This window comes from Pectobacterium sp. PL64 (assembly GCF_022477975.1).
Lineage (GTDB): Bacteria > Pseudomonadota > Gammaproteobacteria > Enterobacterales > Enterobacteriaceae > Pectobacterium > Pectobacterium jejuense.
This window is the reverse complement of record NZ_CP092070.1, coordinates 430732-449517: the sequence shown is the minus strand read 5'-3', so window position 1 is coordinate 449517 and position 18786 is coordinate 430732. Positions and strand designations below refer to the sequence as shown.

The following is an 18786-nucleotide window of genomic DNA, read 5'->3' as shown; positions in this document are numbered from 1 at the left end:
TCTCATCGCCAGATCGACCCGATGGTTCGAAAATCCTCGATAGGAAATCGAGCTTCCCTCACCCAGCTATAAATCTTCCAGCAGATTTTTGGAAAGCTGTCGCAGCATATTCAGATCCTCATCTTTCATACGCATAGAGCAACGCATCTGATTTGGCAGGTCGACGATCCGTTCTTTCAACGCAAGCGCCTTGTCAGTCAGCACCACTTTTTTCATCCGCTCATCACCCGCAACCGCAACCCGGTTTAAAAATTCCTTGGCTTCCAGCTTCTGGACAAGCGGCGTCAACGTGCCGGAATCAAACAGCGTTTTTTCACTCAGTTCCTTGAGCAGGATATTGTCCTGATCGTACAGGGACAGAAGGACGACAAACTGCGGGTAAGTCAGATCGAATTCTTTCAGCAGCGGCCGATACTGACGGATCAGTGCATTGGCGACCGAATACAGAGAGAAGCACAGCAGTTCACCCAGGGTACTGTTTTCTTTCATTTTAAATACTCCGTTACTCACAAGCTTAAAAAAAATTATAAATAACGTTTGACCAAAAGTAACTTGTACGCAAGTATTATCTATACGATTTAATCGTGCAGCTATGAAAGGCAACCCGATTGAACCTATCAACCACACAATTTTAAAAAGGGCCAACATCATGAAAACCGTCTCCACCATCCTGACTTCTGCCGTGTTCGCATCTATGACATCCATCGCTTCTGCGCAGCCGATCAATGCCCCTGCACCGACCGCTGGTGTACAGGCGTTTCTTGATGTCCTGAATTCCGGTAAGGGCAAGCCGATAGAGCAGATGACTCCACAGGAAGCACGTCAGGTTCTGATCGGTGCGCAACAGGGCGTGAAACTGCCAGCCGCACAGGTGTCTGAAAAAACCATCCAGGTGAACGGTCAGGCTATTAAGCTGAAAATTGTGAAGCCGGAAAATGTATCCGGTACGCTGCCGGTGTTCATGTTTTTCCATGGCGGCGGCTGGGTGCTCGGTGATTTCCCAACTCACGAGCGTTTAATCCGCGATCTGGTCAGGGCGTCTGGTGCCGCAGCGGTTTACGTGGATTACACTCCGTCCCCTGAAGCACGCTTCCCTGTAGCCATCAATCAGGCTTATGAAGCGACACAGTGGGTAGCCGAGCACGGTCAGGAAATTGGTGTGGACGGCAATCGTCTGGCGTTGGTCGGCAACAGCGTCGGCGGCAACATGGTCGCGTCTGTTGCCCTACAGGCTAAACAGTTCGGCGGGCCGAAAATTCGTTATAACGTCATGCTGTGGCCTGTAACGGATGCAAACTTCGATAACGCGTCCTACAACCAGTACGAAAAGGGCTATTTCCTGACGAAAAATATGATGAAGTGGTTCTGGGATAACTACACGACCCGTGCGGCAGACCGTAACAATATTCTAGCCTCCCCGCTGCGTGCCAGTACTGAACAGTTGAAGGGCTTCCCGCAGACATTGATTCAGACGGCAGAACTGGATGTACTGCGCGATGAAGGCGAAGCGTTCGGACGTAAGCTGGATGCAGCAGGCGTACCCGTGACCGTGACTCGCTACAACGGCATGATCCATGATTACGGTCTGCTGAATCCGCTGAGCGAGGAGCCGACAGTCATCACCGCGCTGGAGCAGGCGGGCGCAGAGTTGCAAAAACACCTGAAATAACGGCTTGATATAGCAATGGTTCCAAATGATAAAAGCCCTGACTATATTAGCCAGGGCTTTTAAGGTACTACAGATTTAAGATTTAACATTCATTGACTTAATAACATTTACTACTATTGGTACTGCTTCAAATGTACACGTTTATAACAGATAATATTGGGTACTAAAATGAGCTAAACCTCCCTATATTTACTGATTTAAACAGTCTGCCAACCTTATCACCATTCAAAGATATGGCAGGTTAACAAGTACATCCCCCATCGCGATATAGACTCTTTGATGCGTGGCCTTACTCCCGTTGCGATATCTTTCACATCACTAAACCAACACCTAATCGCAACCAATAAAAACAAAATCATGGCCTTACATCATCGCGCTTTCACCCCATTTTTGCGATTGTCGGTACTGACTACGTGGCCTTAGAGCATCATCGAGTGAGAATATGAAGTTTTCTCAACATCGATTTCCCATACAAAAATATTTCGTGACCTGTATCGCAAAATACGTGTTAAAGAACATATTCGATGTCTTCAACATCACAGCAGGCTGAAAATTCACTGCTGTTAGTAACCAATCTACGGATTTTAAAAACAGTGTCAATACTGTTTTTAATAACATGGCTTTAATAACAGTAGTCATTAGAAACGCATGAGGAAAATACAGAAAAATAGAGCACTTGCCATATTTATCTCTTCAGCGCCGCGTTTAATTTAATCTCAACGACCGTATGGCCAGTGGTTATTTTCTTTGTGCCAACGACGGTTAATCCACTTAACGTCAGAATATCTTCCATATCTTTCAACGTTCTGTATCGCGTGCCATCCTGGCAGATGACAGATTGAAAAAGCGCATTCATCAATAATCTTGGTGAAGTTTCCTCATGCGCTAGCAAGGGTTCGATAATTAATAGCGTTGAATTCCCAATTGATTGCACGATGGCTTTTAATATTTTCAGGCAGAATTCGTCGTTCCAGTTATGCAATATATTTTTAAGCAGATAGATATTATAACCAGAAGGAATTGTCTCAAAGAAGCTGCCGGGAGTGAAAACCATTCTTTCTTTCAATTCAGGATAGTGCTGTGCGACACGCTTTTCGCTTCGGGTACAGACACCGGTCATATCGAAAAGACAACCCGTTAAATGATGATACTGCTTTATAAGCTCAGTCAGAATAACGCCGCTACCGCCGCCAATATCAACAACGCTGCCAGCCGCTTTAAAAAGAGACGCATATTCTTTCGCCAGCACATATCCAACCGGGCGAGATAAATCCCGCATGGCAAGATCGTAAATTTCTGCTCGTGATGCGGAGTGCGCCAGATGCTCATATAATGTCAGCCCAAAGACCTGCTTAAAGCCTGATTCCCCCGTACGGCTCGTGTGCAATAGCCCATCAAACCCTTGGTAGTATTCATTGCCGAACAGCATACAGAAATGCTTCATTGAGCTGATGTTATCCGACATCAGCAGCGAAGAACGTGCGTTATTTTTAATAATACTTTCATCTTTCACTTCAAAAAAGCCAAAGACCTCAAGCACCTTGATAATATCAAAAATGTTCTTTTCACTCGCCTGAAATTCCTTTGCCAATTCAGCGATGGCTATCCCCTTCTCCCCTATTTTATCGGCTATCCCTATTTCCGCTGCAACGCATAATGCTTTTGCGGCCAAAGGCATCATCATGATTTCTGAAATACTTCTAATATGCTCAGCGGAATTCATATATTTCCCTTTATTCTCTGATTTCATAGCGAGGATGAGTTTACGATCTAGCACGTCATTGATGACGATGCGGAAATGAGGCTAAAAACATATCATCCGTTTGGCCGAACGGTAATCAGCCATCTACCATCCGGCCAGAAGAAATAAGGGACTAAAACATCATGATTTAAAGACGCTATTATTTTAAAAATAGGATTTGTTATCGATGGTTTAAAATAACGATTACTGGAAAATGCGGCCACCAATATGGCGCGCGGCATCGATACACGCCTCAGGCGTTCCCAACTCCGGCATCAGTAGCATTTCAGACGTCAATACTGAAGCACCGCAGTAGTCAAAAATCCCGTGATCGATCTGTGCATGAAAGGCATCCGCATAGCCACGCTTTTCAAATGTTCTCTGGTTAGCTGCACCCAGCGCCACAAGATGCACCGGTAAATGTCCCAGTTTCTTTATCACATTCCCATCGGCGGTTTCTTCATAGGACCAGCCATTTGAAAACACGCGGTCGATCCATCCTTTCAACAGCCCCGGCATGGACCACCAGTAAATCGGGAACACCAGCACCAGCGCATCTGCGTTATCAATACGGGACTGCTCAGCAATGACGTCAGGCGGTATTGCGCCTGTACACTGGAAAGCCGCCATATCTGACACAGAAAACACTGGGTTGAAGCCTTCCTGGGTAAGATCTGCGATTTCAAACGTATTTTCTGGGTTTGCCCCAGCGATCCCTTCCGCAATCGCGGTAGCGACACTGTGCGTTAGTGAGGTATGAACAGGATGAGAAACGACAAGTAATGCATGCATTCCGGGTACTCCTATTGCTATAGAACGATGTCAGCGATAATCTAATATACTAACAGTAACCTACTATTGGTAAGTTACTTTTGGTACATAAGAATGTCAACAGGATAATATCGCCAATGTCCAAACCACAGGCACGACAGCGTTTATCAAGAGAAGATCGCCATAGACAACTGATCAAAGCCGCCTGGCAGATTATTAGAGAGGAAGGTACGGAAGCGCTGACGCTTGGGCATTTGGCGGAACAGGCTGGTGTAACGAAGCCAGTAGTTTACGATCACTTTACTAACCGTTCGGGGCTGTTAGCTGCACTTTATAAGGAATACGATGCCCGCCAGACGACGATTATGGATGACATTATCCGTAAAACTGAGCCCGTGCTCGATAAGCTGGCTGCGGTGATTGCCACTTCGTATATTGATTGCGTACTGCTTCAGGGCCGTGAAATGCCTAATGTCATGGCGGCGCTCACCGGAACCCCCGAGCTTGAACAAATCAGGCAAGAGTACGATGCCACCTTCACGGAAAAATGCCGCGATCTCTTTGCCCCATTCTGCGCAGGTAAGCCACTTCATGATGCCGCATTACGCGCGATGCTCGGTTCAGCCGAAGGATTATCTTATGCCGCCGTTAAAGGGATTATTACGGAGCAGCAGGCTAAAGATGAACTGTTCCAGGTGATTGTCGCGATGGTGCAAAGGTGCAGCGCACAGCACCTATAAAACATAACCCAACCCACATCAATAATGGCGCTGATATCACCGCCATTCACCCTGATTTAAAATTGACCAAAATCAATAAAAAATCAGTAAATACATTAATTTACCTTTCTATACTCCCCACCTTTTGACCTTCCCGTAGGGGGAAGGTGTAACGTCATAAGTTGTGATTCCAGGCTAATGACTCTAATTGAGGGAAAATGATGATGAAGATAAAGATGATGGCGGCGCTGCTTGCTCTGACACTGAGCGGGCCGGGTTTCGCTGCGGCGACGGACGCCAACGCGTTTCTGGCTAAACAAGGGCTGGCGGGGAAAAGCGTCGAGCAGATCGTCGATACGATCGATCAATCGCCGCAGGCAAGACCGTTGCCCTACAGCGCGTCGATTACCAGCAAAGAACTGAAATTATCCGATGGGCAGCAGCAGTATAGCTATCCGCTGGGCAATAAATTCTATCTCTCATTCGCCCCTTATATTCAGCAAACGCATCCCTGCTTCAACCACAGTTTATCCGGGTGTCAGGGTGAGCTCACCAATACCACGTTTGACGTAAAAATCACGGATAAAGCCGGTAACGTTATCGTGCAAAAAACACTGAGCAGCCACCAAAACGGTTTTGTCGGCGTATGGTTACCACGCAATATTGAAGGAACGATTAATGTTACCTATCAGGGACGCGTGGCAAGCTCACCGTTTGCGACCTATGACGACAGTCAGACCTGCATGACGACACTGCCATTGAAAGAGGCGTAGCAGAAAGCCGTCTCGAACACAGAATAAGAAACCCAGCGGCATCGCTGGGTTTTTTGTTCAGCGGGGAAGCTGGCGTATTACTTATTTCATCGCCCCCACGATTTACTCACACCACGCCCGTATCCACGCGCTTACCGATATCTTTTAGCTGCGAGTATTTTTCTAACAGGCCAGGCGCGTCGTCCAGACTCATGGCAAACATCCACATGTAAGTCATCACCGAATAGATATGCCCCGCATTGGTTCCGCCGTTAAGCGTCATATACACAATCGTCAGTGAAAACAGGACGGCAGCGGCGGCCCCGATAGCCAGATAGCCCAGCGCTTCACGATCCGACAGGCGAATGCGCAGCCCGGCTAGCACGTGATAATGCTTGGTCAATGATGCCGCCGTCGCGCTGCTGACAAAGCCAACCTCTTTTTCCAGACGGTTATTTAATTTGCCAAACAGGGCTTCATTCTTGCGTGTATAGCTTGGCAGGAACAACGCGAAAAACAGCAGAATGACGATACAGGCCACGCCCGCCCAGGATTCAATCACCAGTAACATCACGGCCGCACCGATGATCGACGCCAGCGACGTGATCAGCACCGGAAGGTGGATTTCAAAAAAATCCACGAATTCGCGTGAGAGTGCCACGCGCGCCGCGATGGTTGAGTGGTTATGGTTTTCTTTTCTCTGCGCCAGAATCACCGGTACGGCCAGTGCAGCATAAATACGGGCGAACGTGCGAGTATCCACGCTGCGCCGTGCCGCGCCAATCGCCCACATAATGAACACCATCAGCGCATACAGCACCGCGTGCCAAGGCTGAGCGTTCAGAATAGCGTTAATGGCGAAACCCGCCATCAGGGGATAAAGAAGGTAAGTCACATTCTCCGCCACGACTAACAGCAGAGTGAGAATCAGTTTTTTGCCATGCAGCTTTCCGAGTTTTTTAAGGGTGACAGCGGCACTATGCGAAACCTTGACCGGTTCGCTGATATTATGGGTTTGCATGAGAATCGTATTTAACAGAGTTATACTTGAGCGGTTGCTCAAGAGAAAAAATTGTATTTGAGCACTTGCTCAAAGTCAACGCGGGGACGGTAATGAAAGAGACGACGAAAGCGCTAAAAGACAAAATCCTTGATGGCGCAATCGAGCTGTTTATTGAGAAAGGTATTGAGAAAGTCACCACGCGCGAACTGGCGGAACACGTTGGTATTTCGCGCAGCCATCTTTATCACTACTTTCCTGACTGGCAAACACTGTCGATTGAGGCGCTAACGGCGTTCATGCAGGCGGATTTGGAAGAGGTTGCAGCAGGAATCGCCACATTACCGCCGAAAGAGAAACTGCATGCGCTGGTGAAGAATTACCTGCCGGATACCACCGATGTCATCTGGAATCTGTATGGCTCGCTATGGCAGTTGGCCGTTCACAATACCGCTTACGCAGAACTCGCCCATGTAATGACAGAGAAATGGTTTGCCTTACTGGAAGAGATCATCGCATCAGGCGTCGCGTCCGGTGCTTTCCAAAATACCGATACTCAGCGCGTTTCCCGCCAGCTAGGCGCGCTGTTAAACGGCTACTCTGACCATCTCATTATTAACCCTACGCCTGCTGATTTTCAGCAAGCAACGGAAGATATTGATGACTTCATACAGCGCGTGTTGTGAAGCGCATGAGCAGCACGCCCAGAATTGCGATTAATGTGTACACGCCGTTTCAACACGCATTAATCACGGATATTACAGGCCATTTTTGATTGGACGGTGCTAATCAGATAAGCATACTTCGTCAACATTTCGAACTGGATGACATCATTTTCAGCCAGGATGGGGATCGCTTCATCGGGTGCATTATCATTGATATTCTTATTAATCACGATATTGTTCACCACCAGACGGTTCCCTTCCCACACTGAATCAAAGCTGAACGTGCGCCGAATCGTTAGCGGTACGCCGTCTTCACCGAGGTAAAAGCCGTTGACTAACACCAGCGCCCTGTTTTGTTTATTGAGATAAAAATAGACGTCATATTCCTTTCTGATTTGTTGATCTTCTACGTAGTGCTTTACCTCAGCCTGACAGACCAGCGGATTTCGGTATAAATTACTTTTTAAATAAAAAAGGATTCCCAGCGTAAATGAAATAAAAAGCACTAATACAGTGCAAAAAATCTTCTTTCTGACTTTAATTATTAACATAAGTTACACATCCCTTCCCATCTTTCTTGCAGGAAATAACGATTTCACTTTTCTTATCCAGCATTCCAGATATAACGATTTTTTTCGACAGGAAGAACAACGTGTTGTCGGTACACAGATTTTCATAGTCGGTCGGAAGGGGATAACCTACGCTGTCATATAAATAGAAAAGATCGCATTTCCCACTCATCTTAACGTCAACAAGGTGTCGATACGGGAAGCGATTTGCGCTTACCAGCGCGATCAGAAAAACCCCCACTATCGTTATCCAGATGAGAAGAAACCGGATGTATTGCTGTTTTTTTACTGGCTCAGAGATGGCGCGGTGTTTTATAGAAAATGGCTTTTTTTCTTCGTAAACCTCCTCTTCAACGTTCTTCTCACCTCCCTGATTTAGCGTTTCTTTCTCTTCTTTCCCCCCATTCTCTGTTGGATAGAAAACAATGCTTTTCGCGTTAAAAACAATACCCAGCTTGGGGATGGTTACAATCGAATCCGCAAGGTCGAATTCGCGTAATACCTTCCTTAGCAGAGATAAATAGTTGTTTAAATTATTAAGAGAAGGGCAAAGTGCGTGCTTTTCCAATGCCTCTTTCAACAAAAATTCGCGGCTTAGCGTTACCCCTGGATTCTCAATGAACAAGCAGAGCAATCGAGAAATAGGAAGGCTCAGAGAGATGGCTTCATTTTCACGTTCTATCCATGCTAGTGTTCCTTCTCCCTCATTAAAAATGATTAAATCATTAATCAAATAAACCATACGTACTTTTTCCATCAAGATTAAGAAGCGCTATTCATTTGTTATAATCAGCCTGATAGATACATCACTTATGATAATAAAACCTATGGAATAGTCTTAAATTTACTACGCCATGACAAAAAACACGTTATCTATAAAAAATAAATTATATATGCAATCTCACAGGCTCTATCTCAGGCAAGGATAAAAACTTACCTATTTATTGTCAAAGATTATTTACCCTTCATTTAAGATCTATATAAATAAAAAGACATTTCATTATTTTTATAAAGCAGAAAACATTTCACCCCATATCAACCCAGAAGATAGAAAATAACAAATAAGACATTGAATTAAAATAAATTATCTCGACAATTATATTTATAGCCCATTATGTCTTGTTAGGACATCAAAACCAAAAAACAGAACAAAAACCTAAATAAATATAAACTTTAAAGATTTAAACTAAATAAAACTAATTAAAACAATATATTTGACCACAAAGTCACTCAGCACTACCATCTCCCCTGTTCCAGAGCCACTGATTAGGCAAGCGGGAAATATATTCCCTACGTGAAAATACGATAAACCGCTACCCCGTCAGTAAAGGCATTACAAAAGAGAAGGTATTAGTCGTTATGAATGAACGTATGAGTATTCATGAGAGTAGCGCTAACGTTTAAACATTCGCTTCTAAACACATTCACTTCTAAACACATTCACTTCTAAACAAAGTAACCAACAGAGAGAGCATAATATGAAATTATCAAAAATCACCCTGGCATCCCTTATCTCCGTCATATTGTCTGCCGGCGCATATGCTGCAGATTCACATAATGGATCGGTGACGTTCAAAGGAAAAATTATTGATACGCCTTGCTCAGTATCTCAGGATGATTTGCACCAAACGGTCGAATTTGGCGAAATCAGTAAAACCGTGCTGGAAAACGGTGGCACCTCCGAAATTAAGCCGTTTGATATCACATTAAAAGATTGCAGTCTGGATACCGCGACCAGCGCCAAAATTGTTTTCTCCGGCGGCGTGGCATCTGGCACCAATAATGAACTGCTGGCATTAAACGGCAGCGCAACTGGTGCAGGTATTGCTGTAGAGCGTGTCGGCGAAAAAATTAAATTCGACGGAACCACACCAGCCGTTCCAGCAACACCATTGGCAAATGGAGATAATATCTTCTCCTTCACGTCTTATGTCGCAAAACTGCCAACCCCACAGGAAGGGGAATCACCAGTAATCACGACCGGTTCCTTCGCCAGCACGGCTAATTTTGTTGTGTCCTATCAATAACATTCTGTTGCGCTAACCATCTATTGCGCTAACAACAGGGATAGGCAATCAAATGGGGGAGGCCTCCTCCCCTAATACCTTATTTATTCCACATATCGATTGATATGAATGGATAACCACAATGCGGCATCTATTCAAGTATCTATTCCTATGGCAATGAAGAATATTACATTCAAAGAAAAAATAAAATTCGCGTTATTTCGCTGCGGTATTTTTATTTTTTCTTTGAATACAACATCGCTCAGTGCAACGGAATTTAACGTTAACGTACTGGATGTCGACGATCGTACTGAAATTGATCTTAGCCATTTTTCCGATCCCGAATACGTCACGCCCGGCACCTATCTTTTATCAATTAAAGTCAACGCGCGTGAAATACAACAGCAGATAATTGATTACCTGCCGGAAGGCAATCATCACGCTCGGCCAACAGCCTGCCTCTCGCCCGAACTCGTCGATAAACTAGCGCTGAAAAAAGAGGCGCGTGACAAAGCCGAATTATGGAATAACGGTGCGTGTGTCGATCTGACGCCTATCGCTGGCGTCACCGTCTCTAACCAGATAGGCATGGGAACGCTAAATATTACGATCCCGCAGGCCTGGCTAGCGTACAGCGATCGCAACTGGATTCCGCCTGAACAATGGGACCACGGCATCAACGGTGCGCTGCTGGACTACAACCTCGTCGGGAACGTGCGCCGTGATACCAACGGCAAAGGCACATCACACTATCTCAGCAGCTACGGCACCACCGGATTTAATCAGGGAGCCTGGCGCTATCGTGCTGATTACCGCTATTTTCTGCAAAAATCGCGCAACGCGAATCGCGATCGTTTCTCGTGGGATCAGTTTTACGCCTATCGTCCGCTGCCAACGCTTTCGGCCGATCTCAAGCTGGGGGAAATGTATTTCAGCAGCAACCTGTTCGATAGCTATCGCTTTACCGGCGTGTCATTAGCCAATAACGAGAACATGCTTCCCCCTTCGCTGCGCGGCTATGCGCCCGAAATCCGCGGCGTCGCCAAGTCAAACGCGACGGTGACCGTCACGCAAAATGGCAGGCTGATCTATGAAACCACCGTGCCTGCTGGTCCCTTTGCCATTCAGGATATGAAGAACGGCGTCAGCGGCACGCTGGATGTGCGCGTGACGGAAGAAGACGGTACGGTGACGACATTCCAGACCGAATCGGCCAACCTGCCTTACCTGACGCGGCCGGGGCACGTGCAGTACAAACTCGCTGCCGGTAAACCCTCAAATACCAACCACCGTCTGCAAGGTCCGGCCTTTTCTTCTGCCGAAGCCTCATGGGGATTATCCAACGCGTGGTCGGTGTACGGCGGCGGCATGTTGTCCGATGGCTACCAGTCCTGGTCGGCAGGCATCGGGAAGAACCTCTATCTGCTGGGCGCGCTGTCGGCGGATATCACACAGTCACGCGCGACGCTCCCGGCAACATCCGCGTCTCAGATGGGGCATGCTTTCTCACTCAACTGGTCTAAATACTTCAACTCGATCGATAGCCAGATCAGTTTTGCGGGCTACCGCTTTTCAGAAAAGACCTACATGAGCATGGCGCAATATCTCTATGCGCTGAATCTCGATAGTCGCTATCGCAATGAAAAAGAGCGCTACACCATTACGCTCTCCAAAAATTTCGCGACGCGGGAATCCTCCCCCGTGCTGAGCGGGCTATCGACCTACGTTACCTATACGCGCCAAACCTACTGGAATGAAGCCGAGCAGGATCGCTACGGGGTTTCACTGAACAAATATTTCGATATCGGCGCATTGAAAGGCATTGCCGCGAATCTCTCGGTCTATCGCACCGAATTCAACCGCCGTAACGATGACAGCCTGTATCTGAGCTTTTCTATCCCGCTCGGAGAGAAGGATCGCCTGAGCTACAGCATGGGGCGCTACAACGACGGCAGCAATCAGGCGCTGACCTATTCCAATAACGCCGATCCGCGCCGTACCTGGAATCTGAGCACCCGGCACGACAGCAAAGAGAATACTTACCTGAGCGGCAACTATACCCATCTGGCACCGATGACGGATGCCACCGTGGGCGTCGCCTGGCAGCAGGATCGCTATACCTACCTGAACGGTTCATTGCGCGGCGGGATTACCGCCACCCGCCACGGCGTCGCAGCACACCCGAAAGGCAATCAGGGCGGCACACGCATCATGGTCGATGCAGGCCAAGCGGGCGTGCCGTTCACCGGTAGTCAGGTCGAGACCAATCGCTATGGTCTGGCCGTGATTGCCGGCACCAGCAGCTACTACGACGTGTCGACCCGCATTGATGTTCAGAAATTACCGCAACACATTGAAGCGGTAACGACGGTGGTTCAAGGCACGCTGACCGAAGGCGCCATCGGCTACCGCAAGTTCGACGTAGTGAGCGGGGCAAAAATCCTGGCGCACGTCGCGCTGGCCGATGGCAAAAATCCCCCGTTCGCCGCCCAGATCAAAAACAAGAAAGGCCGCGATATCGCCATGATCGCCAACGGCGGTCAGGCCTACATCACGGGCGTGTCGCCTGACGAAACGCTGTCCGTCATCTGGGAGGGGAGAACACAGTGTGCCATCACCCTGCCCGCCACCTTAAATCACCTTGATGCCCTGCTGCTTCCCTGTAAATAAGCGGCGCGAAGAAAGAGAAAAATCTGGAGAGTACGTTATGAAACACACATTTTATCAGCGAGCAGCAGGATTCATTATCGGCTGCCTGTTTTTGATGCCCACAGCCTACAGCGCACTGAGCCTAGATCGCACCCGCGTTATTTTTAACGATGAGGAGCAATCCGCGACGGTCATGCTGATGAACCAAAATGCGGAGAATCCATTTCTGGCGCAGTCCTGGCTGACGGACGATCGGCACAATAAAGTGACGACGCCGCTGATGGTGCTGCCGCCATTACAGCGCATCGAAGCGAAAGGATATAGCCTGATTCGTCTGGTCAAAACAGAGCAAATCAGCCAATTGCCAACCGACCGCGAATCGCTGTTTTACCTTAACGTCCGGGAAATTCCGCCCAAGACGGACAAACCTAACGTATTACAGATCGCCATTCAGTCTGAAATTAAGGTGTTCTTCCGCCCCCGTGGTGTAAAGCCAGCCAAAGACGAAATATGGCAGGAAAAACTGATCGTCCGTAAAACGGGAAACACCTTTCAGGTAGAAAACCCCACGCCGTACTACATCACGGTCAGCGGCATTCTGAAACAGCCCAAAGCGACGCGCGCCAACCCCACCAGCCTGCTGAAGGGAAACGCCTTTATGGTTTCACCACGCTCAACGCTGTCAGTTGAGGTGAATGACGGCGCGGTCGATCGCTTCTATCTGTACTACGTCAATGACTACGGCGGCCATCTGGAGTTGCCTTTTACCTGCGCGCAAAACCAGTGCCAGCCCATCATCCGTAAATAAACCACAGGGAACCCGCCATGTCTTGGTTAGCTGCTCGTCAACATCGCTGTGTTGCCCTCTATGCGTCGCTCTTTTTCGGCTTAACGGCGTTTAACGCCAACGCGCTGGAATGCCGGCTGGGCACCGTGACCGGCCCGGTAAACGATTATGAGGATATCGGTACGCTAAAAATCCCCGCGACCTTGCCTATCGGCAGCCGTCTGTGGACGTCAAAACCCTATACCCGCAACCTGGCCTGCTGGGCGTATAAATCCGTACGCCCACAGGGTGAGATGTCCTATTTCTATCCCAACCCTGAAGGCAAGGCCATCAGCCAAGGAGTCGGAATTGGCATCATCTATAACGGGCAGGATCTTGGGGTGATTACCAATGGCGGCACGACCGCATCCCGCGTCTCCACAGGGCAGTGGATCTTACCGGGCCCAAGCGGCTCATCACCGCCGTCCAACCCAACCATGTTGAATGTCACGGTACAGCTCTATCTCGAAAAAACGGGAAATATCACCGATACCACGGCGGGAGTCGATTCGCTGCGCGTCTTCCAGATCGACGGTGAAGGGGGCATCAACAACAAACCCGACAGCAACTATGGCCTCAGCCTGTCAGGACTACACGGCATCGACATTATGCAATGCGCCGCGAAGATCAACGTCTCGCCCGACAGCTATGTCGATTTTGGTACGGTCCAAGCGTGGTCGGGTACAGAGGCCAACGCACTGGCGCAAACGGAATTCCACATCAACGTATCGACCGACGGCGGAGAAGACTGCGGAAAAGGGTTCGATCTGGATATCAACTTTGATGCCTCGTCACGGGGAAATTCACTCGTCGGGATAGACGGCATGAACATGGGAAATGGCTCCACGCTGAAGATCGAAGATACGCGCAGCGGCAATAACGTGGTGTTTAACCAGTTCATCGGTCTGGTTGACGGCCTGACGGCATCGAGCGGCCAGGTTGAACGGCGCTATACGGCTCGACTCTACGCGGCCGGCCCCGCGGTAGTCGGCGATACCGAGAAAAATATTATCCTACGGTTTAATTATCATTAATCCGTCTTCCTACGCGAGATCGCAACGATGATAAAGAACAACAATACGGTAGCGAAAACCACGTCGCGCGGCCACCTACTCGCCTTCGCACTTGGCATCATCGCGCTGCATTCAGGTACATCCTTCGCGCAGCAGATGACCGTGCTGGACGATCACGAAGTGACCTTCCACGTTTTAGTCGTCAACGCCGCCTGTAATGTGAGTACGGAGAGCAAGGCGATTGTGGTGGACATGAGTGAAGTCTCTGACCGCTATTTAAAAGCCAATCGCTACGGCGACTGGCATGACTTCACGATCAACCTCACGGACTGCAATCTGGATACCTACCAAAACGTCACGATTCGCTTTTCAGGCAAAGAAGAACCGCTCTTGCCCAAGCGGCTGGCGCTGGATACGCCTTCCGGTGCCAAAGGCATCGCAGTTGGCATTTATCATGCGAACAAACTGGTCGGCATCAATAGCAGCACGGACAGCATTGTGCTGCAAAGCGGAGACAACGCCATTCCCTTTTCAGCCCGCATCGAAAAGATACGCGACGATCTGATTCAGTCCGGCGATTTCATGGCAACGGCGAATTTTACGTTGAGCTATTTATAGCGAGGTTAACCCCTATTCCGCCATCAGTTCACGTAGCATGCGCTCAGGGTTGTTCAGGAAAGCACGCGTGATCTGGTAGTGCTCCGTGTCCTCATACGCGACCTGCTGTATTCCGTCTTCACCGAACTGAAAGATAGTCGCATCGGGATACGCCATCAGAATCGGAGAGTGCGTCGCGATAACAAACTGCGATCCTTCACGGATGAGATCGTGCATGCGGGCGATCGCCGTTAATTGCCTGCTGGGCGACAGCGCGGCTTCCGGTTCGTCGAGCAGATAGATCCCCTCTTTACCAAAACGGTTGAGCAGCAGCGCCATGAAGGATTCGCCGTGGGATTGTTCATGCAGCGAATGGCCGCCATAGGAATCGATCACGGGTGGATCAAAACCGGGTTCGCTATCCAGCCGTTCAATCTCCGTCGCGACATTGAAGAAGCTCTCCGCGCGTAAGAAGAAACCGTTTTTAGGCTTCTTAATGCCTTTCGCCACCCGCAGGAAATGCGACAGTCTGGAGTGCGACGTACGGGTGCCGAAGTTGAAATTGCGGGTACCGCCTTCCGGGTTGAACCCCATCGAAACAGCGATGGCTTCCAACAGCGTGGATTTTCCCGCGCCATTTTCGCCGATAAAAAAAGTGACTTTCGGGTGCAGTTCCAGCTTATCCAGCGAGCGAATCGACGGAATAGAAAACGGATAGGCCTCGAATGAATCCACCTTTTCGTGAACCAGTGCAACTCGGCTGATGTATTGCGTTGAGATCATTCTCTGTCTTCCTGACGGGTAATGATGATGAGTGAAGAGCGTGTTTTTTCCATTACCTTAGCAAACGAATAAAAAGCGTCAATACCCGACGCTCGCCTCCCGTCAGGCTGTGACCGCCGTCGCAGACGTGATATTTCCTCACTTTTTCCTAATCGCGCTGGCCGCCTTCATTTTCGCTGCCACTGTGGAGTAGCCCAACGCATGCTGGGCATCTGCACATGGTTATTCCTTTCACTCATTTTCTATAACACTTTCGTAACCTACCTACGCAGGGTGTAAAAAATGACAACGACAATAACCGAATCATCTAACCACACCAGAGAGGCGCATCTCGCCTCAGCCATTGCCAAATTCTTCAAGCGTATTATCCCGATGCTGGCCATTATGTTGATTATTAATCAGATAGATAGGTCAAATATCGGATTTATAAAAGCAGAACTCCAGACCGATGCCGGTATCAGTGCGGCGGCATTTGGCCTTGGCGCAGGGCTTTTCTTTATCGGCTATGCGCTGTTTGAAGTCCCCAGCAACCTGATGATGAAGAAATTCGGGGCGCGGGTGTGGCTGACACGCATCATGATTACCTGGGGAGCCGTCGTGGTCGCGACCGGCTTTGTCACCAGCCCGATACAATTTTATGTCCTGCGCTTTTTGCTCGGCGTAGCCGAAGCGGGTTTCTTCCCCGGCGTGCTGTATTACTTCCGGCTCTGGGTGCCTAACGCCTGGCGTGGCCGGGCAACGGCGCTGATCCTCAGTGCCAGCGCGGGGGCGTTTCTCTTCTCCGGCCCGATTACGGGAGCCATCCTGATGATGCATGATTTCCTCGGTATTGCAGGCTGGAAATGGGTGATGTTTTTAGAAGGCGCAGGGTCGATTCTGGTCGGGGTTCTGGCGGCTTTTGTGCTGGTATCCAGCCCTGATAAAGCCCGCTGGCTCAGCGCAGAAGAGAAACAGGCGCTCGGGCAACAGCTACAGCAGGAAGAAATAGAGCGCGACGCGCAGCAGGAAAATACCGGAAAACTGCGCTTACTAACGGACCGCAGAACGCTGTTCTACTGTGCCATCTTCTTTACCATGACCATGACGGGTTACACGCTGGTGTTCTGGCTCCCGCAAATTATCCAACGCATTCAGGGATTCAGCAGTTTCGGTATCGGGCTGCTTACCGCCATCCCCTGGCTGTGTGCCATTATCGCCATCAATCTGGTTGGCAAATTCAGCGACAAACATCGCCAGCACTTACCTAAAGCGCTGGGCGTCGCCATGCTGATTGCCGCCTGCGGTACGTTTATGGCGACGATCGGATCGCCGTGGTTCGGCTTCTTCGCCATGATCGTTGCCTGCATTGGATCAAAGGTCAGCGCCACCTTCTTCTGGCCCATGCCGCAGGGCAACCTGCCTGCGTCCATCGTCGCACCGGGGATCGCGCTGATCAACTCGATCGGTAACCTCGGGGGCTTCGTCGCGCCTACCGTCTTTGGCTATCTGGAATTAAAAACCGGCAGCACAACGGGCGGACTCTATTCCCTGACCGCGGTTTCCGTCGTGACCGGTCTGTTCTTATTGCTGCGTCACACACACACCACGCCGCCCAGTTCATTCAAACCTATGGAGCATCGAAATGTCTGACAGCCCTATCATTAAAAAAATGGAGGTCATTCCGGTCGCCGGATATGACAGTATGCTTTTGAATATTGGCGGTGCGCACAACTGCTACTTCACCCGAATTCTGGTGACGCTGACAGACAGCGCGGGCAATACCGGCGTAGGAGAATGTCCCTGCCATTCCAGCACGCTCGCGGTGCTCAACGATTTTATTCCGCAGGTGGAGGGAACAACGCTGCTCAAGCTGAACACCACACTGAGCACGCTGTTTAAAAGCGATCAGCGCAATCTAAGTAGCGGACAAACCGACAACACCGCAATTCACATTCCGCAGATGAACCCGGAGAAATTTTATAACGCGGTAGCTGCGACGGAAGCCGCGCTACTGGATCTGACCGGTCAGTTCTTAAATCTTCAGGTCGCAGAATTGCTGGCCAGCGGTAAGCAGCGCGAGTCGATTCCGATTCTCGGATACCTTTTTTACATCGCCGACCGCACGAAAACCGACATGAATTACCTGCCCGGCGAAACCGGAAAACATGACTGGTTTTATCTGCGCCACCAGGCAGCCATGGACGACGCCGGCGTGCTCCTTCTGGCGGAAGCCGCCAGCGATCTCTATGGCTTTAATGATTTCAAACTCAAGGGCGGCGTGCATCACGGCGAAAAAGAGGTTGAGACGGTAAAAGCGCTGCTGCGCCACTTCCCCGGCTCGCGGGTTACCGTGGATCCCAACGCCAGCTGGTCTCTGGATGAATCGATACGCTTGGGGCGAGAGCTACAGGGGCAAATACCGTATCTGGAAGACCCGTGCGGCGCAGAGAACGGCTATTCCGGCCGGGAAACCCTCGCCGAATTCCGACGCGCCACCAACATTCCCGTGGCAACCAATATGATCGCTAACGACTGGCGTCAGCTTAACCACGCGCTTCAGTTGAACGCTATCGATATTCCGCTGGCCGACCCGCATTTCTGGACCATGCGCCATGCCAATACCGTGGCGCAGCTGTGCCAAGAATGGGGATTGACTACGGGCTGCCATTCCAACAACCATTTCGATATCTCGCTCGCTATGGTCGCTCATCTGGGTGCTGCCGCGCCGGGCGAACGCATCACGCCGTTTGATACCCACTGGATATGGCAGGATGGACAGCAGCTCACCCATGAAGCCCCGCGAATTGAAAAAGGCCATTTGCACTTGCCGGAAGGGCCGGGATTAGGGATTACGCTGAACAGGAAACGGGTGGAGGAGGCGCACCGGCTTTATCAGTCACTACCGGATAAAAACCGTAACGACGCGCTCGGTATGCAGTTTTTAATTCCCAACTGGTCGTTTAACGCCAAACGGCCATCACTGGTTCGTTGAAAAAATCCCCCGCCGATGCTGTCGGCGGGGGATGATGTTTCACTTAAGATTCAGA

18 protein-coding genes are annotated in these 18786 nt (G+C 49.6%); 11 read left to right on the top strand and 7 right to left on the bottom strand.

What is annotated here, in order from left to right; translation table 11 throughout:
* Nucleotides 1–66: 66 nt before the first annotated feature.
* The gene (locus HP572_RS01985; protein WP_010303416.1) at nucleotides 67–489 is read right to left on the bottom strand and encodes a MarR family winged helix-turn-helix transcriptional regulator; all 423 of its coding nucleotides are present in this window, start codon (nucleotides 487–489) and stop codon (nucleotides 67–69) included.
* Nucleotides 490–649: 160 nt separating this feature from the next.
* Between HP572_RS01985 and HP572_RS01980 the strand changes: the two genes are divergently transcribed.
* The gene (locus HP572_RS01980) at nucleotides 650–1669 is read left to right on the top strand and encodes an alpha/beta hydrolase (protein WP_240584647.1); all 1020 of its coding nucleotides are present in this window, start codon (nucleotides 650–652) and stop codon (nucleotides 1667–1669) included.
* A 685-nt stretch (nucleotides 1670–2354) separates the two neighbouring features.
* Here HP572_RS01980 and HP572_RS01975 read toward each other — a convergent pair.
* Complete coding sequence (locus HP572_RS01975; protein WP_240584646.1) at nucleotides 2355–3392, bottom strand: methyltransferase; 1038 nt, start codon at nucleotides 3390–3392, stop codon at nucleotides 2355–2357.
* Between the two features lie 222 nt (nucleotides 3393–3614).
* A complete protein-coding gene (locus HP572_RS01970) occupies nucleotides 3615–4202 on the bottom strand; it encodes an NAD(P)H-dependent oxidoreductase (protein WP_240584645.1) in 588 nt (195 codons plus the stop codon).
* A 116-nt stretch (nucleotides 4203–4318) separates the two neighbouring features.
* Between HP572_RS01970 and HP572_RS01965 the strand changes: the two genes are divergently transcribed.
* Nucleotides 4319–4921 carry a TetR/AcrR family transcriptional regulator gene (locus HP572_RS01965; protein WP_240584644.1) on the top strand — a complete coding sequence of 201 codons (603 nt, stop codon included), beginning with the start codon at nucleotides 4319–4321 and terminating at the stop codon, nucleotides 4919–4921.
* A gap of 200 nt (nucleotides 4922–5121) precedes the next feature.
* Complete coding sequence (cueP, locus tag HP572_RS01960) at nucleotides 5122–5673, top strand: copper-binding periplasmic metallochaperone CueP (protein ID WP_240585673.1); 552 nt, start codon at nucleotides 5122–5124, stop codon at nucleotides 5671–5673.
* A 106-nt stretch (nucleotides 5674–5779) separates the two neighbouring features.
* On the opposite strand, the gene HP572_RS01955 is transcribed toward cueP, so the two are convergent.
* Complete coding sequence (locus HP572_RS01955; RefSeq protein ID WP_138256204.1) at nucleotides 5780–6673, bottom strand: ABC transporter six-transmembrane domain-containing protein; 894 nt, start codon at nucleotides 6671–6673, stop codon at nucleotides 5780–5782.
* Between the two features lie 92 nt (nucleotides 6674–6765).
* Here HP572_RS01955 and HP572_RS01950 point away from each other — a divergent pair, with 92 nt between their 5' ends.
* Nucleotides 6766–7338, top strand: coding sequence for a TetR/AcrR family transcriptional regulator (locus tag HP572_RS01950; protein WP_205553048.1), 573 nt, complete (start codon nucleotides 6766–6768; stop codon nucleotides 7336–7338).
* Between the two features lie 59 nt (nucleotides 7339–7397).
* On the opposite strand, the gene HP572_RS01945 is transcribed toward HP572_RS01950, so the two are convergent.
* Both HP572_RS01945 and HP572_RS01940 read right to left on the bottom strand, forming a co-directional pair.
* A complete protein-coding gene (locus HP572_RS01945) occupies nucleotides 7398–7868 on the bottom strand; it encodes a FidL (RefSeq protein ID WP_240584643.1) in 471 nt (156 codons plus the stop codon).
* Nucleotides 7855–8628: a winged helix-turn-helix domain-containing protein gene (locus HP572_RS01940; RefSeq protein ID WP_240584642.1), complete on the bottom strand. Its 774-nt coding sequence runs from the start codon at nucleotides 8626–8628 to the stop codon at nucleotides 7855–7857. Before HP572_RS01940 ends, HP572_RS01945 begins: the two co-directional genes overlap by 14 nt.
* A gap of 736 nt (nucleotides 8629–9364) precedes the next feature.
* Here HP572_RS01940 and HP572_RS01935 point away from each other — a divergent pair.
* The 5 genes from HP572_RS01935 (at nucleotide 9365) to HP572_RS01915 (ending at nucleotide 14998) form a co-directional block, all read left to right on the top strand.
* The gene (locus HP572_RS01935) at nucleotides 9365–9913 is read left to right on the top strand and encodes a fimbrial protein (protein ID WP_240584641.1); all 549 of its coding nucleotides are present in this window, start codon (nucleotides 9365–9367) and stop codon (nucleotides 9911–9913) included.
* Between the two features lie 225 nt (nucleotides 9914–10138).
* A complete protein-coding gene (locus HP572_RS01930) occupies nucleotides 10139–12562 on the top strand; it encodes a fimbria/pilus outer membrane usher protein (RefSeq protein ID WP_240584640.1) in 2424 nt (807 codons plus the stop codon).
* Between the two features lie 37 nt (nucleotides 12563–12599).
* Nucleotides 12600–13349, top strand: coding sequence for a molecular chaperone (locus HP572_RS01925; RefSeq protein WP_240584639.1), 750 nt, complete (start codon nucleotides 12600–12602; stop codon nucleotides 13347–13349).
* A gap of 17 nt (nucleotides 13350–13366) precedes the next feature.
* Complete coding sequence (locus tag HP572_RS01920) at nucleotides 13367–14401, top strand: hypothetical protein (RefSeq protein WP_240584638.1); 1035 nt, start codon at nucleotides 13367–13369, stop codon at nucleotides 14399–14401.
* A 27-nt stretch (nucleotides 14402–14428) separates the two neighbouring features.
* Nucleotides 14429–14998: a fimbrial protein gene (locus HP572_RS01915; protein ID WP_240584637.1), complete on the top strand. Its 570-nt coding sequence runs from the start codon at nucleotides 14429–14431 to the stop codon at nucleotides 14996–14998.
* Between the two features lie 12 nt (nucleotides 14999–15010).
* Here HP572_RS01915 and HP572_RS01910 read toward each other — a convergent pair whose 3' ends face one another.
* Nucleotides 15011–15760 (bottom strand): AAA family ATPase, encoded by a 750-nt coding sequence (locus tag HP572_RS01910; RefSeq protein ID WP_095993808.1) that lies wholly within the window; start codon nucleotides 15758–15760, stop codon nucleotides 15011–15013.
* A gap of 282 nt (nucleotides 15761–16042) precedes the next feature.
* Here HP572_RS01910 and HP572_RS01905 point away from each other — a divergent pair, with 282 nt between their 5' ends.
* Nucleotides 16043–17389, top strand: a complete 1347-nt coding sequence (locus tag HP572_RS01905) for an MFS transporter (RefSeq protein ID WP_240584636.1) — start codon at nucleotides 16043–16045, stop codon at nucleotides 17387–17389.
* The gene (locus tag HP572_RS01900; RefSeq protein ID WP_240584635.1) at nucleotides 17382–18731 is read left to right on the top strand and encodes an enolase C-terminal domain-like protein; all 1350 of its coding nucleotides are present in this window, start codon (nucleotides 17382–17384) and stop codon (nucleotides 18729–18731) included. The genes HP572_RS01905 and HP572_RS01900 overlap by 8 nt, the downstream gene beginning before the upstream one ends.
* The last annotated feature ends 55 nt before the right edge of the window (nucleotides 18732–18786 follow it).

What these genes read in the sequence shown, in the direction of transcription:
- HP572_RS01985 (WP_010303416.1), bottom strand. Translation starts at nt 489, where the DNA reads ATGAAAGAAAACAGTACCCTGGGTGAACTGCTGTGCTTCTCTCTGTAT.
- HP572_RS01980 (WP_240584647.1), top strand. Translation starts at nt 650, where the DNA reads ATGAAAACCGTCTCCACCATCCTGACTTCTGCCGTGTTCGCATCTATG.
- HP572_RS01975 (WP_240584646.1), bottom strand. Translation starts at nt 3,392, where the DNA reads ATGAATTCCGCTGAGCATATTAGAAGTATTTCAGAAATCATGATGATG.
- HP572_RS01970 (WP_240584645.1), bottom strand. Translation starts at nt 4,202, where the DNA reads ATGCATGCATTACTTGTCGTTTCTCATCCTGTTCATACCTCACTAACG.
- HP572_RS01965 (WP_240584644.1), top strand. Translation starts at nt 4,319, where the DNA reads ATGTCCAAACCACAGGCACGACAGCGTTTATCAAGAGAAGATCGCCAT.
- cueP (WP_240585673.1), top strand. Translation starts at nt 5,122, where the DNA reads ATGATGAAGATAAAGATGATGGCGGCGCTGCTTGCTCTGACACTGAGC.
- HP572_RS01955 (WP_138256204.1), bottom strand. Translation starts at nt 6,673, where the DNA reads ATGCAAACCCATAATATCAGCGAACCGGTCAAGGTTTCGCATAGTGCC.
- HP572_RS01950 (WP_205553048.1), top strand. Translation starts at nt 6,766, where the DNA reads ATGAAAGAGACGACGAAAGCGCTAAAAGACAAAATCCTTGATGGCGCA.
- HP572_RS01945 (WP_240584643.1), bottom strand. Translation starts at nt 7,868, where the DNA reads ATGTTAATAATTAAAGTCAGAAAGAAGATTTTTTGCACTGTATTAGTG.
- HP572_RS01940 (WP_240584642.1), bottom strand. Translation starts at nt 8,628, where the DNA reads ATGGTTTATTTGATTAATGATTTAATCATTTTTAATGAGGGAGAAGGA.
- HP572_RS01935 (WP_240584641.1), top strand. Translation starts at nt 9,365, where the DNA reads ATGAAATTATCAAAAATCACCCTGGCATCCCTTATCTCCGTCATATTG.
- HP572_RS01925 (WP_240584639.1), top strand. Translation starts at nt 12,600, where the DNA reads ATGAAACACACATTTTATCAGCGAGCAGCAGGATTCATTATCGGCTGC.
- HP572_RS01920 (WP_240584638.1), top strand. Translation starts at nt 13,367, where the DNA reads ATGTCTTGGTTAGCTGCTCGTCAACATCGCTGTGTTGCCCTCTATGCG.
- HP572_RS01915 (WP_240584637.1), top strand. Translation starts at nt 14,429, where the DNA reads ATGATAAAGAACAACAATACGGTAGCGAAAACCACGTCGCGCGGCCAC.
- HP572_RS01910 (WP_095993808.1), bottom strand. Translation starts at nt 15,760, where the DNA reads ATGATCTCAACGCAATACATCAGCCGAGTTGCACTGGTTCACGAAAAG.
- HP572_RS01905 (WP_240584636.1), top strand. Translation starts at nt 16,043, where the DNA reads ATGACAACGACAATAACCGAATCATCTAACCACACCAGAGAGGCGCAT.
- HP572_RS01900 (WP_240584635.1), top strand. Translation starts at nt 17,382, where the DNA reads ATGTCTGACAGCCCTATCATTAAAAAAATGGAGGTCATTCCGGTCGCC.